Source organism: Lactobacillus sp. UMNPBX19 (genome assembly GCF_002553805.1).
GTDB lineage: Bacteria > Bacillota > Bacilli > Lactobacillales > Lactobacillaceae > Lactobacillus.
The window spans coordinates 1-12,980 of sequence record NZ_PCYR01000011.1; the positions used below are offsets into that span (position 1 = coordinate 1).

Here is a 12,980-nt window from a genome sequence, read left to right on the forward strand (position 1 = left end):
GTCCAGATGGACTTTTTATTTTTCTAAAGTGTTCAATTTGATTTTACAATCGGCGTTTTATTTTTACTTAAAATATTAGATAATATCATCAAACTCAATTAATTGGAGGGTATGCCATGATTTATGTTTTTATTGGTGTGATTATTTTACTAATCATTATTTATTTCTTATGTGGCTTACGGATCGTACCGCAAAACTATGTAGGTCTAGTCGAAACCCTAGGTAAATACTCAAGAACTGTAAAAGCTGGTTTAGTCTTTATTTGGCCAATTTTCCAAAGTTTGAGAAAGGTAAGCTTAGCGTTGCAGCCCTTAGAAATTTCTAAATATCGTATTATCACTAAGGATAATGCCGAAATCACTACCAGCTTAACCTTAAACTATCTTGTTACTGACGCCTACAAGTACTTCTATAACAATACGGACTCTGTTGAATCAATGGTGCAATTAATTCGTGGTCACTTACGTGATATTATCGGACGAATGGAATTGAATGAAGCTCTAGGATCAACTAGTGAAATCAATGCCCAACTATCAAAAGCAATTGGTGATTTAACTGATATTTATGGAATTCAAGTAGTTCGTGTTAACGTTGATGAATTGCTTCCTAGCCCAGAAATTCAAAAGGCCATGGATAAGCAGTTAACTGCTGACCGTGAAAAAACTGCCGCTATCGCTCGTGCCGAAGGTGAAGCTAGAAATATTGAATTAACTACTAAAGCCAAGAATGATGCACTTGTTGCTACTGCAAAAGCAAATGCCGAAGCAGTAAAAACTCAAGCCGATGCAGATGCTTACCGAATTGATAAATTACAAACTGCTCTTGATAAAGCCGGAGATGGCTACTTCAGAAATCAAAGCCTAGATAGTTTTAACCAACTAGCACAAGGACCTAACAATTTAGTTGTATTAGATAAAGATGAAATCACTGATTTAGGTAAAATCCCAGCTGCTAAAAAGATTTGGGATCAAAGTGAAGATTAATAAGAACACTAAAAAAACTTCTACCATTAAAAGTAGAAGTTTTTTTGCTCTATTCTAGATTGCTGTCCATTTTTTGTGAAAATGTGTATTTTTCTCAATTACTTAAATTGATTCCAATAATCATCAGTTGATTCTACAATTGGATCTTCCGATAACTCATGTCTTTGAATTAGTTGATCACGAGCGATCGCGTACTCTAAAGAATCTTCTTTTGATTGGATAGCTTTCTCCATCCAATATAATTTTTCTTGTGAAAGAACTGCTACTGAACGGCTATTAGATCTAACAATATAAACTATTTCATCATCTAAAAATTAAGTAAACGAACTATATTTTCTGTAGTTCTAGCCACATTACTTGGTCCATTTTTCAAAGCAGTTAAAAGATCACACGCTCCGGGAATAATTCCAAAAATTGCAGTGAAGCCTTCACTATATAAACTATCAATTCCTTCTCCCAAATACCCTGCTAATGAGATAACTGGCTTATGATACTTTTTACCTAATTTAGCAACTCCATATGGTGTTTTTCCAAATTTAGTTTGAAAATCTGTGCCACCTTCTCCAGTAAAGACATAATCAGCACTTTTTACTTTTTCTTCTAGTTTGGTTACTTCAATTGCAATATCTACTCCTTGCCGCATTTTACAAGTAGTAAAAGCCATTAAACCAGCTCCTAAACCTCCCGCTGCTCCAGCGCCTGACACTGAGGCAACATCTTTATTCAAATCACGTTTAATGATTTTAGCGTAGTGTTGTAAATTATTTTCTAGTTTTTCAACCATTTCTGGTGTGGCACCTTTTTGTGGTCCAAAAACTCTTGATGCACCATCTTTACCAATTAATGGATTAGTAACATCACTTGCTAAAATGATTTTTACATCTTGCAATCTTGAATCTAAGTCAGAAATATCAATTTTGTCTAGTTTATCTAAATTTCCGCCACCAAAAGAAATTTGATTATTGTTTTGATCGAATAGTTTTGCTCCTAAAGCCTGAGCCATGCCGCTCCCGCCATCATTAGTGCTGCTGCCGCCTAATCCAATAATAATTTCTTTAACGTTGTGATCTAAGGCATCCCTAATCAATTCACCAGTACCAAAAGTAGTGGTTATCATTGGATTACGCTTCTTCTTTTCTACTATTTCTAAGCCACTCGCCTTAGCCATTTCAATTACAGCAGTTGTCCCATTACCTAGAATTCCATAATATGCACTTATCTTATTTCCAAGCGGACCTGTAACTTCAACTATAACTCTTTGACCATTTGTCGCATCTACTAAAGAATCAACTGTTCCTTCTCCACCATCTGCCATAGGTACTTTAATCACTTCAGCAGCTGAATCAGCTTTTTTTATTCCCTTTTCCATCGCATCACAGACTTCTTTTGCTGTCATACTTTCCTTAAATGAATCAGGGGCTACTACATATTTTGTCATTATTAGGTCCTCTATTTTTATTCTTTATGTTTATTCTATTATTTTTCACTGTATAATACACTTAAAGAATAATACATTATGTTTTAACTATAAGCGTAAAAAAATGAAAATCGGACTTATTCAAGGAACCTCACAAAAAGAAAAAAACAAGCTATTAGAGCATTACATCAAACAAGCCATCTCACCTGACGACAAATTAATCAATTTTGGGATTTATCAAGACAGTACTACTACTCTATCTTATGTACAAATTTCACTAGCAATTGCTTTATTGATTAATAGTAGAGCACTTGATTTTGTTGTTACTGGTTGTAGTTCAGGACAAGGAATGATGCTTGCATGCAATACATTTCCAAATATTCAATGCGGCTACATCCCTACTCCACAAGACGCCTATCTATTTAGCCATATTAATGACGGTAATGTTGTTTCTTTTCCTCTAGGCCTAAACTGAGGCTGGAGCGGTGAAATTAATTTTTCAGAAACTATGAAGGCTCTTTTTACTAAACCTTGGGGTAAAGGATATCCTACTAGGGAAGCAAAACGTAAAATTAAAAATAGTAAAGAAGTTAAAAGTCCTTAACCAGCTAACTAAAAAAACTATGATTTCTTTTCTTCCTGATTTAAATCCCGAACTCCTTATTCCGGTTCTTAATTATGATCCTGTTTTTGATTTTATTGTAAAAAATGGAACAGATCACGAATTAATTGATACACTTAGAAAAATCAAAAGTGAATATAGTAAGTAATACTTCTGCCCTAGATTAAGGCGGAAGTATTATTTTCATACGGATAAATATGCCTAGAATCTGATTGAAACTCTTTCACAGAAATTATCTTATTTGCTTCATCAAATTTAATAATTGATACACCATCAAACTCACTAATTTTATTTCTATAATTACATTTAAAATACCATTCAACAAAAGCCATTTCATTATTAATCCAAATATTCTTAATTGGCCATTCCAACACTTGTCCATTCTTATTCCAATCTTTATACCAAGCTATAATTTCAGCTTTATTCCTATAAATTGGACCATAACATTCACTATAACTAGCATTTTTACTGAAAGTATCCTCAAAATCTTCAAAGTTTGGAACAATCCACGACTTAAAATATCTTTTTATTACTTGTTCTTTACTTTCTATCATTATCATGCTGTCCTACTTTTCCAAAAATTACAGAAAAAGTTAGAAATAAACTTCTACCTTTAACATCCTATCTTTATTTAACTTTAATCGCCTTACTATAATCAAGTCCCTGCAACATCTTTGCAAAATTAGGACGTTTAGTCTGTTTATCCATTACTTTACGCAAGCCTAGCGTTAAAGCTTGCTGTTTTTCTTCTTCATCTGACAACTCAGTAATTACTTTATCTCCTTTACCTGCAACCACTTTTGCCGCAAAATTAGCATCAATTATTTGGGCCCTCCCAGCAGCTACTAAATCAGTGTATTTTAAGGCATCTTCAGCTGCTTCTTGACTTATTACGTCTCCCACAATAATTAATTTTGTCTCTTTTCCAATTACCGGTCTAAATAATTCTGCAAATGTTTTATCAGAATCTTTCGGTTTTGCCTTATAGTCCGGTAATGATAAATGAATATAGTCAAAGTCAAAATTATTTGTTAAGGCATCAATTAATTTTGTTGATTCGTGCCAGGTATAACCTACATTACCTTGATTAATTTCTTCTGGACTAATCCGATAACCAATAATAAAGTCGTGTGGAGCATACTTTCTCACAACTTCGAAAACTTCTTTAACCACAGCTAATGGGAATGCTTCGTAATCTCCCCACTTATCTTGACGATGATTTGAAAAGCGAGAAAAGAACTGTTGAATTAAATAATGATTGGCACCGTGAATCTCTACTCCATCAAAACCAGCTTCAATTGCTCGCTTAGTCGCTCTACCAAAATCTTTAACAACTTGTTCTACTTGTTCAGCAGTAAAACCCTGAACTCCATAAGGTAAAAATGGATAATTGGCACTATCTGGAGCATATACTGGCAACCCTAAATGTGCACGATAATTTGCTTCTCGTCCTGTATGGGCAATTTGAAGTAGGGCTTTATTTCCTCCTGATTTCATCGTTTTTGCCATCTTAGTCAAACCAGGTAAAAACTTATCATCATAAACGGCTAATTGTGTTCTATTATCCGCCCAAGTGATTGCAGGTCCACCTGCTGGGCTCACATAATTGTATTCTGAAATTACTAAACCTGCAGAATTGGCACGTACTTTCCAATAAGAAATTGTATCTTCACTGACCATGCCATTTAACCCACTGTTGGTAAGCATCGGTGGTTGCACCATTCGATTATTAATAACTGCACCATGTTTAAAAGTTACTTTGTCGGATAATTTTTTCATAACAATGACACTTTCTATAGCCATCTTACTTTTTATTAGTTTATGATTATAGTATAGTGCTAATTTATTCTCACTTAAAGTAAGTTCTCCAATTATTCGAATTTCAAAACTTCATCAACTGGATATCTAACTGATTTAAGTTCTTCTACATTTTTATCTGGTTTTCCAATAGCAATCCCCATTACTGGAACATACTGCTCTGGATCAAGTCCCATTACGCTCGCAGCTTTCTTTGCATCATAACCAGCCATTGCATTTGTTTCATATCCATGTGCTCTAGCAATTAACATCAACTGCATTGCAGCCAAGTGAAGAATCAACCATTGCATCCGCCGTAAGCATTGTTTTATCTGCATGCTCATATAATGGTAAAAATGTATTATAAACTTTATCTAGTTCTTCTTTTGAAATTCTCTTTTCTGCGTACATTTGATCCCATAATGCACGGTACTTTTTAAAGGCTACGGTATTACCAAAAATCTGAATAACTGCACTTGATGTATCAATTTGCGGATTATTGAAGGGCATGTAAAATTCATGTAATTTCTTCTTATCTTCATCCGTATCCACTACTACAAATTGCCAAGCCTGTAAGTTACATGCAGAAGGTGCAGTAGTTGCTTCTTTAACTCTCTCTTAATTCAGACCGTGGAATTTTCACATTTTTATCAAAATGTCGAACCGAATGACGATTGAGTAAGACATCCCCAAAATTATTGTTTTTAAATTGTGCCATATATTTTATCCTCCTATGCTTATTAGCGCTTACATTGAGTATTATAGTATAAAATTTATGGCATAGAAAAACAGAGAGATTATAATTTATAACCTCTCTGTTTTGTATTACCAAATAGTAATTCTATCTTCAGGATCTAGCCACATTCCATCTTCTGGAGTTACATTGTAAGCTTCGTAAAACTCATCTTGATTTTGAACAGGAATATTAACTCTTGTTGGTTGGGGTGCATGTACGTCTGATTGAACTTCTGCTGTAATTGATTCTGGACGTTGTTTTTGCATCCAGCTCTTCGCATAAGTTTCAAAGAGATCTCTCATTTCTCCGCCTTCTGCTTTATTAGCAGCAATTGCACAAGAAAGTCCACTTAAGTCAGCAATATTTTCAGAAACAACCTGCTTACCATTCAACTTAACTGGACCATATTGTAAGCCATCGAAGATATTAGCAACTGCCTTAGTACGCTTGTTAAATTCTGCAAAGTCTTTCTTCGTCCACCAATTTTTCATGTTACCTTTTTCATCGAATTGAGCCCCGTTATTGTCAAAAGCATGAGAAACTTCATGACCAATTGTTGCACCAATTCCACCATAGTTAGCTGCTCGAGATTGTTTTGCATCATAAAATGGAGCTTGCAAGATTCCTGCTGGGAAGGTTAAGTCATTCTTATAAGGATCGTAGCAAGCGTTGTTCAAGTTGCCTGGCATTTCCCAAATACTTTTATCAGGCTTTTTGTTTAATCTTTGAAGAATATCTTTAATTCTTTCTTGATTAATCAAAACATGGTTTTCATATAAACTCTTATTTGGATCGACAACTAGATTATCAAATAGAGCTCTGTTCTTTTCAGGATAGCCAACCTTTAACTTTAAAGCTTTTAATTTGATAATAGCTTGTTTCTTAGTATCTTCTGAAAGCCAAGAATTATTTTGAATTCTTTGTTCATAAACTTTAAGCATCTTTTTAATCATACTAATTACGTCAGCCTTGGCTTCATCTCCGAGATAGGTCTTACCATAGTAAATACCAATTACTTCATCAAAAGCCGCATTAGCTAGCCGATATGCATGCTTAGCTTGAGATGGTAATTCTGGGACACCATAAACTGCTTGTCTAAACGGAAAGGCAGCTTCTCTAAAATCTTGAGATAAGTAGGTTGCACTTTTATTGATAAATTTAATAATCATCCAGCTCTTAAATTCATCAAATTCGCTCTCACTCAAGAAATCATTAATATGATTAAAGTAACGTGGTTCTGCAACAATTACCTTTTCAGGCATTTCAGGCAAAAGCTGCTTTAAAAATGAATTGATATCAAACTGATCAAATTTTGCTCCAAAGTCAGACAAACTAGCTGGATTATACATTGCCACTTCATCAGCCCATTCTTCTGTTGACTTCAAAATCCTAGAAAGTTTTTTATCAAATTCAATACCATTCTTAGCCCAAGTTTTAGCTTGTTCTTCACTTATTCCAGCCATAGTAAGCAAGTTTATAGTTTGTTTTTCTAAGACAGAAAGTAACTTTTCAGCACCAGAGCTTTGATAAGCGGTAGTATCTGGCAAGAAAAGCTGTGGACCAGTTGCATATAACGCATTATGATCTGTATCTTTCATATCCTCAGATACGTAGATATCAAATGGTAATTCGTAACCGCTTGATATTAATTGAGCTGCTTTTTGATTAAATTCTTCAAAATCTTTCAAAGAAGTTAGTCTGTTTAGATCTTTCTTAATAGGCTCAGCTTGATCCTTATTTCTCTTATCAAAATCAGCTGCCAACTTGTAATAATTGATCGCTTTATCGAAGTTTGTTACATCAGGAAGAGACTTTTTGCCATTAGCAAGATCTTCAAAGTCCTTCATAAGCTTGTTTTCAATTCGCATGTCTAGGATCAAATTGATTCCAGTTGAAGTTCTATCTGCTGGAATTTTTGCTTTTGAAAGCCATTCTGAATTAACTGCTAAATATAAATTATCTTGCGGTCTTGTATTAACATCTGGATTAGTTAAATCACCTGCACCACCGCGAACGCTGAAGTATCTTCTCATAATTATTTACCCCATTTCTTTAATTAGGTAAATGATATCATTATTAAAGATATTAAGCTAATTTTTATTTTCTTGCTTCTAAGAGTTTTAAATCAAAAAAGTAACAAGAAAGAATCTTGCTACCGTTTATTTGTTTATAACTCATTTATTAAATTAACTTACCACTAACATCTCGTTTAAGGTGGGTAGTATATGTAGGATCTTTAAAATTAGCAGTTTCTTCTTGTATCCAAACTAAAATTTTTTTGGCAATCTCATCAGTCATTACAAAAGAGTCATCAATTTGTTCTTTAGAAATTCCATCAATATGAACGCCTGCGTTAATTACTAAGTTACCTGGCAATTTCTTCTCAACGCTTTGTTAAACAATTTTCAAAAATGGGACAAGACGTACGTGTGCTTGCCTCTATTGCTGGTGGAGAACCAGACTACCCCCCCCCTTTCAGTAATGACTATTCCGATCTTTAAAGACATAATTGCTAAAGAAGGATTTCATTTTGCAAAACCGGAAAAAGCAATAATTAAAAAAGCTGTTAAATGGGCAGATTTAGTTCACTTGGAAGATCCCTTTCCTGTCTGCTCATACGCAGGCAAAATTGCTAAAGAGCTGAAAAAGCCAATTACTGGAACTTTTCATCTTTATCCCGAGAACTTAACTGCCTCTGTACCTATCTTAGATCATCATAGTATCAATTCTACTTTCATGAAGATTTTTCGTGATACAACTTTTAACTACTGCAATTATTTACAATGTCCAACCACCAAGGTTAAACAAAGGCTACAAAAATATAATTTTAGGGCTAAGTTAGTTGTTATTTCAAACGGAATTAGCAATTATTACTTAGAGGAGAATCAAAGAAATCTTAAGTCGAATTCCTTTACGATTCTTTCAGTTGGGCGTTTTTCTAATGAAAAAGATCAAAAGACTCTAATTAAAGCTATTTCACTTAGTAAATATAAAGATAAAATTCATCTTATTTTAGCCGGTAAAGGTCCACTCAAGTCTGAATATATCGATCTCTGTCATAAACTAAACGTCAACGCTCATCTTGCTTTTTATAATAGAGATGAACTAAAACATACAATGAATCAATCAAGTATTGTTGTTCATTGTGCAAATGTCGAAGTTGAAGGGATGGCTTGCATGGAAGCTTTCGCTACTGGTTGTGTACCAGTAATTGCGGAAAGTCCGCTTTCTTCAACTAGCGTTTATGCTTTAAGTCCAAAAAATCGTTTTCCAGCTGGCAATAGCCAAATTTTAGCAAAGAGAATTGATTACTGGATTACCCATCCTCAAGACTTAAAAACAATGAGTGCGAACTATCAAAACTATGCCAAATCTCTTTCGATTGAAAACTCAGCTAGAAAGGTTTTAACAATGTTTGAAAAAGCTCAAAAAAATTATGTTTCAAACTAATATTCAAACATAAAAATCTGTGATATCCTTATGTTAAATCTTTCACAAAAAAGGAGGAATCATTTTAATGTCCATCAAGAAGTTAGAAAATAGCAGTGATCATGCAATGGTTGCTGAAGAAGTTAAAATTTTGACCAACCTACTTAACGAAAGTACGCGTCAATTAAGTGGGGATCTGATTTTTAATAAAATTCAAGACTTAATCAAAATTTCTGCTCAAAAAGATTACGATACCCTTGAAAAGCGAGTTGCTAACTTAACAAATCAAGAAATGATTGTTGTTGCTCGTTATTTTGCAACTTTACCTTTATTAGTAAATATTTCTGAAGATGTAGAATTAGCTAGCGAGGTTAACTTACTCAATAATACTGATCAGGATTATCTTGGTAAGCTTGAAGATACTATCGACTTAGTTGCTCAAAAAGAAAATGCTAATGAAATACTGAAACATGTTAATGTTGTTCCAGTTTTAACCGCGCACCCTACTCAAGTGCAAAGAAAGACTGTTCTTGAACTAACTGATCAAATCCACAACTTATTGCGTAGCTACCGTGAAGTTAAGAATGGAACAATCAATCAAGCTGAATGGACTGAAAAACTCCGTGCTTACATTGAAATTTTAATGCAGACAGATATTATTCGTAGTCACAAACTACAAGTATCTAACGAAATTACCAATGTTTTAGCCTACTATCCTAAAGCTTTGATTCCCGCAATTACTAAGTTTACTGCCCGCTATCAAGAATTAGCTGAGAAACATAACTTAGATCTCAAAGGTGCAACTCCAATCACTATGGGGATGTGGATCGGCGGTGACCGTGACGGTAATCCTTATGTAACAGCTGATACCTTAAAATTAAGTGCAAGTTTACAAAGCCAGGTAATTTTTGAATATTATATTAAAAAGCTCAATAAACTTTACCGTACTATTTCAATGTCCACATCTTACATGAAGACTTCCCCGGCTGTTGAAAGACTTTCAGAGCTTTCAAATGATGACTCACCATTTAGAACAAATGAACCTTATCGCCGTGCCTTCTACTATATTGAAAGTAGATTACTTCACACTGAATATCAACTTTTGGGTACAGCTGATAAGAATAGCTTCGTTAAAAAGCGCGACTTAGAGAATTTAGATAAGATCCCTGTTTATAATGATCCTCAAGATTTTAAGGCAGATTTAGTTACGATTAAAGAATCACTTGAACAAGACCATGACCAAGCAGTTATTATAAGCTTCTTCACTGAGCTTTTAGAAGCAATTGATATTTTTGGCTTCCATTTGGCAACAATTGACATGCGTCAAGATTCTAGTGTAAATGAAGCATGTGTTGCCGAATTACTCAAGAGTGCTGGAATTTGTGACAATTATAGTGAATTGCCAGAAAAAGACAAGATTAAGGTTTTACTTAACGAACTAAATAATGATCCACGTAATTTGCACGCTAATAATAAGCCTAAATCTGAATTACTTCAAAAAGAATTGAAGATCTACAAGACTGCTCGTCAACTCAAGGATTGTATTGGTGAAGATGTAATTAAACAACACATTATTTCTCATACTGAAAGTGTCTCTGATCTTCTTGAACAAGCAATTATGCTTAAAGAATATGATCTTTTAGATAACCAAGGAGCCCGTATTCAAGTAGTTCCATTATTTGAAACAGTTGAAGACTTGGAAAACTCTCGTGAAATCATGAAAGAGTTTTTGAACTTAGATATTGTTAAAAAATGGCTCGCTTCTCAAAATGATTATCAAGAAATCATGCTTGGTTATTCTGACTCTAACAAAGATGGTGGCTACTTAGCTTCTTGCTGGAACCTTTATAAAGCTCAAAAAGACTTAACTGCTATGGGCAAAAAATTAGGTGTTAACATTACCTTCATGCACGGACGCGGCGGAACTGTTGGTCGAGGGGGCGGTCCTTCATATGAAGCTATTACTGCTCAACCTTTCGGCTCAATCAATGACCGAATTAGAATGACTGAACAAGGCGAAATTATTCAAAATAAATATGGTAATCGGGATACTGCTTACTACAACTTAGAAATGCTCGCTTCAGCAACAATCGATCGAATTGTTTCTAAACAAATCGTAAGCGAAGACGACATTGGCGAATTCCGTGCTTCAATGGATAAGATTGTACTTGATAGCAATAAAGTTTACCGCAAATTAGTTTTTGAAACGCCTGCCTTTCTTGACTACTTCTTGCAAGCTACCCCAATTAAGCAAATTTCCAACTTGAATATTGGTTCTCGTCCAGCAGCAAGAAAGAAGATTACTGATTTTTCAGGCTTAAGAGCTATTCCATGGGTATTCTCTTGGTCACAAAGTCGAATTATGTTTCCAGGTTGGTATGGAGTTGGATCTGCCTTTAAGCACTTTATCGATGCTGATTCTCACAACTTAGATACTTTACAAAAGATGTATCAGGGCTGGCCATTCTTCCATTCTCTACTTTCTAACGTAGATATGGTTCTTTCCAAATCTAACATGGATATTGCAAAACAATATGCGGACCTATGTGAAGATGAAGATACTAAAAAAGTCTTTGATACTATCTATCAAGAATGGAAACTTACTAAAGAAGTAATCCTTCAAATTGAAGGTAACAAAGAATTACTTGCAGATAACCCAAGTTTAAAGATGAGCTTGAATTACCGGATGCCATACTTTAACATTCTTAACTACATTCAAGTTGAAATGATCAAACGTGATCGGGTCGACGATATTGCTGGCGTTTACGAAAGCATTTTACCAATTACCATTAATGGTGTAACTTCTGGTTTACGTAATTCGGGATAATTTTAATTTTTAAGGACAAAATATGAAAAAGGCACTATTAATTATTGACTACACCAATGACTTTATTGCAGATAATGGTTCTCTTACCTGTGGAAAACCAGCTCAAGCTTTAGAAGATTATTTAATCGAATTAGCAAATAAATTTTATGATAATGGAGACTATGTAATTTTTCCAACTGATGGACATACCGGTGATACATTTAGTCCGGAATATAAGCTCTTCCCACCACATAATATTGTTGGTACACCAGGACAAGAGTTATACGGTAAGTTAAAAGATTGGTATGAAACTCACAAGTCTAGTGACCGAGTATATAAATTTAACAAAAATCGCTATTCTTCTTTCCAAAATACTAATCTCGATAATTACTTACGTGAACGTAAAATTAACGATTTATGGCTAACTGGGGTATGTACAGACATTTGTGTGCTTCATACGGCTATGACTGCCTATAATTTAAACTATGATTTAACTATTCCAAGTAAGGGTGTTGCTACCTTTACCGAGCATGGTCAAGAATGGGCCTTGGATCATTTTAAAAATGCCTTAGGCGCAAAAGTAATAGAATAATAGAGCAAAAAAACTGTATCATCTGATTTTACAGAATGATACAGTTTTTTTCTACTTTAATTTAATTAGCTCAACACTATCAATACCATCGATTTCTTTAACATTAACCGCTACTTGTTCGCTCAAAGCTGTTGGAATATTCTTTCCAACAAAATCGGCCTTAATTGGTAATTCTCGATGTCCTCGATCCACCAAAACCGCAACTGCAATTGACTTTGGACGTCCAGTTGCAATCAAAGCATCCATCGCAGCCCGAATAGTTCTTCCGGTATAAAGAACATCGTCTACTAATACAACATGTTTATTAGTAATATTTAAATTTTTTGGTTCTAAGTTTGAAATCTTTTCTTGATTAATATCAACTCTACGATCATCTCGATAAGAGGTTATATCTAGTTCGCCTACTGGAACAATCTTCTTTTCAATTTCTTCAAGTCGATCCCCAATTCTACGTGCTAAATAGACCCCACGAGTTTTGATTCCAACTAAAACCAGATCATCTACTTCCTTATACCTTTCAATAATTTCATATGTAATCCTAACAATAGCTCGCTGCATTGCAAGTTTATCCCAAATTTCTTTTACCATTTGTATCTTT

Annotated in this window: 10 protein-coding genes and 3 pseudogenes; 5 read left to right on the forward strand and 8 right to left on the reverse strand. The window is 34.3% G+C overall.

The annotated features are described in order from the left end of the window. Positions 1-116 precede the first annotated feature (116 nt). Entirely contained in the window at positions 117-983 is an 867-nt protein-coding gene (locus CP370_RS04580) for an SPFH domain-containing protein (protein ID WP_004894981.1), read from the forward strand. Between the two features lie 98 nt (positions 984-1,081). Here the strand turns inward: CP370_RS04580 and CP370_RS04585 are convergent. Together CP370_RS04585 and CP370_RS04590 are read right to left on the reverse strand one after the other, a co-directional pair. Further along, positions 1,082-1,291: pseudogene (locus tag CP370_RS04585) on the reverse strand (type II toxin-antitoxin system Phd/YefM family antitoxin); the annotation flags it as partial. After that, the gene (locus tag CP370_RS04590) at positions 1,291-2,421 is read right to left on the reverse strand and encodes a glycerate kinase (RefSeq protein ID WP_087713031.1); all 1,131 of its coding nucleotides are present in this window, start codon (positions 2,419-2,421) and stop codon (positions 1,291-1,293) included. The gene CP370_RS04590 and the pseudogene CP370_RS04585, both read right to left, overlap by 1 nt. Before the next feature lie 103 nt (positions 2,422-2,524). Here CP370_RS04590 and CP370_RS09980 point away from each other — a divergent pair, with 103 nt between their 5' ends. Then, the gene (locus tag CP370_RS09980) at positions 2,525-2,875 is read left to right on the forward strand and encodes an RpiB/LacA/LacB family sugar-phosphate isomerase (protein WP_232457386.1); all 351 of its coding nucleotides are present in this window, start codon (positions 2,525-2,527) and stop codon (positions 2,873-2,875) included. 305 nt (positions 2,876-3,180) lie between these two features. Here the strand turns inward: CP370_RS09980 and CP370_RS04600 are convergent, their stop codons facing one another. From CP370_RS04600 to CP370_RS04620, 5 genes and pseudogenes are all read right to left on the reverse strand, one after another. Next, complete coding sequence (locus CP370_RS04600) at positions 3,181-3,576, reverse strand: nuclear transport factor 2 family protein (protein ID WP_232457387.1); 396 nt, start codon at positions 3,574-3,576, stop codon at positions 3,181-3,183. Between the two features lie 73 nt (positions 3,577-3,649). After that, positions 3,650-4,801 carry an NADH-dependent flavin oxidoreductase gene (locus CP370_RS04605; protein ID WP_087713032.1) on the reverse strand — a complete coding sequence of 384 codons (1,152 nt, stop codon included), beginning with the start codon at positions 4,799-4,801 and terminating at the stop codon, positions 3,650-3,652. 92 nt (positions 4,802-4,893) lie between these two features. Continuing rightward, positions 4,894-5,537: pseudogene (locus CP370_RS10280) on the reverse strand (nitroreductase family protein). Positions 5,538-5,644: 107 nt separating this feature from the next. Next, positions 5,645-7,588, reverse strand: coding sequence for a M13 family metallopeptidase (locus CP370_RS04615; RefSeq protein ID WP_087285335.1), 1,944 nt, complete (start codon positions 7,586-7,588; stop codon positions 5,645-5,647). A 148-nt stretch (positions 7,589-7,736) separates the two neighbouring features. Then, the gene (locus CP370_RS04620) at positions 7,737-7,931 is read right to left on the reverse strand and encodes a hypothetical protein (RefSeq protein WP_049760293.1); all 195 of its coding nucleotides are present in this window, start codon (positions 7,929-7,931) and stop codon (positions 7,737-7,739) included. 35 nt (positions 7,932-7,966) lie between these two features. On the opposite strand from CP370_RS04620, the pseudogene CP370_RS04625 reads away from it, so the two are divergent. The 3 genes and pseudogenes from CP370_RS04625 to CP370_RS04635 all read left to right on the forward strand — a co-directional run bounded on the left by CP370_RS04625 (position 7,967) and on the right by CP370_RS04635 (position 12,382). Continuing rightward, a pseudogene (locus CP370_RS04625) lies at positions 7,967-9,005 on the forward strand (glycosyltransferase). A gap of 67 nt (positions 9,006-9,072) precedes the next feature. Further along, positions 9,073-11,811 (forward strand): phosphoenolpyruvate carboxylase, encoded by a 2,739-nt coding sequence (ppc, locus tag CP370_RS04630; RefSeq protein WP_087713034.1) that lies wholly within the window; start codon positions 9,073-9,075, stop codon positions 11,809-11,811. A 22-nt stretch (positions 11,812-11,833) separates the two neighbouring features. Continuing rightward, positions 11,834-12,382, forward strand: coding sequence for an isochorismatase family cysteine hydrolase (locus CP370_RS04635; protein WP_087713035.1), 549 nt, complete (start codon positions 11,834-11,836; stop codon positions 12,380-12,382). Between the two features lie 51 nt (positions 12,383-12,433). On the opposite strand, the gene pyrR is transcribed toward CP370_RS04635, so the two are convergent. Further along, positions 12,434-12,970 carry a bifunctional pyr operon transcriptional regulator/uracil phosphoribosyltransferase PyrR gene (gene pyrR, locus CP370_RS04640; protein WP_087713036.1) on the reverse strand — a complete coding sequence of 179 codons (537 nt, stop codon included), beginning with the start codon at positions 12,968-12,970 and terminating at the stop codon, positions 12,434-12,436. Positions 12,971-12,980: the final 10 nt, after the last annotated feature.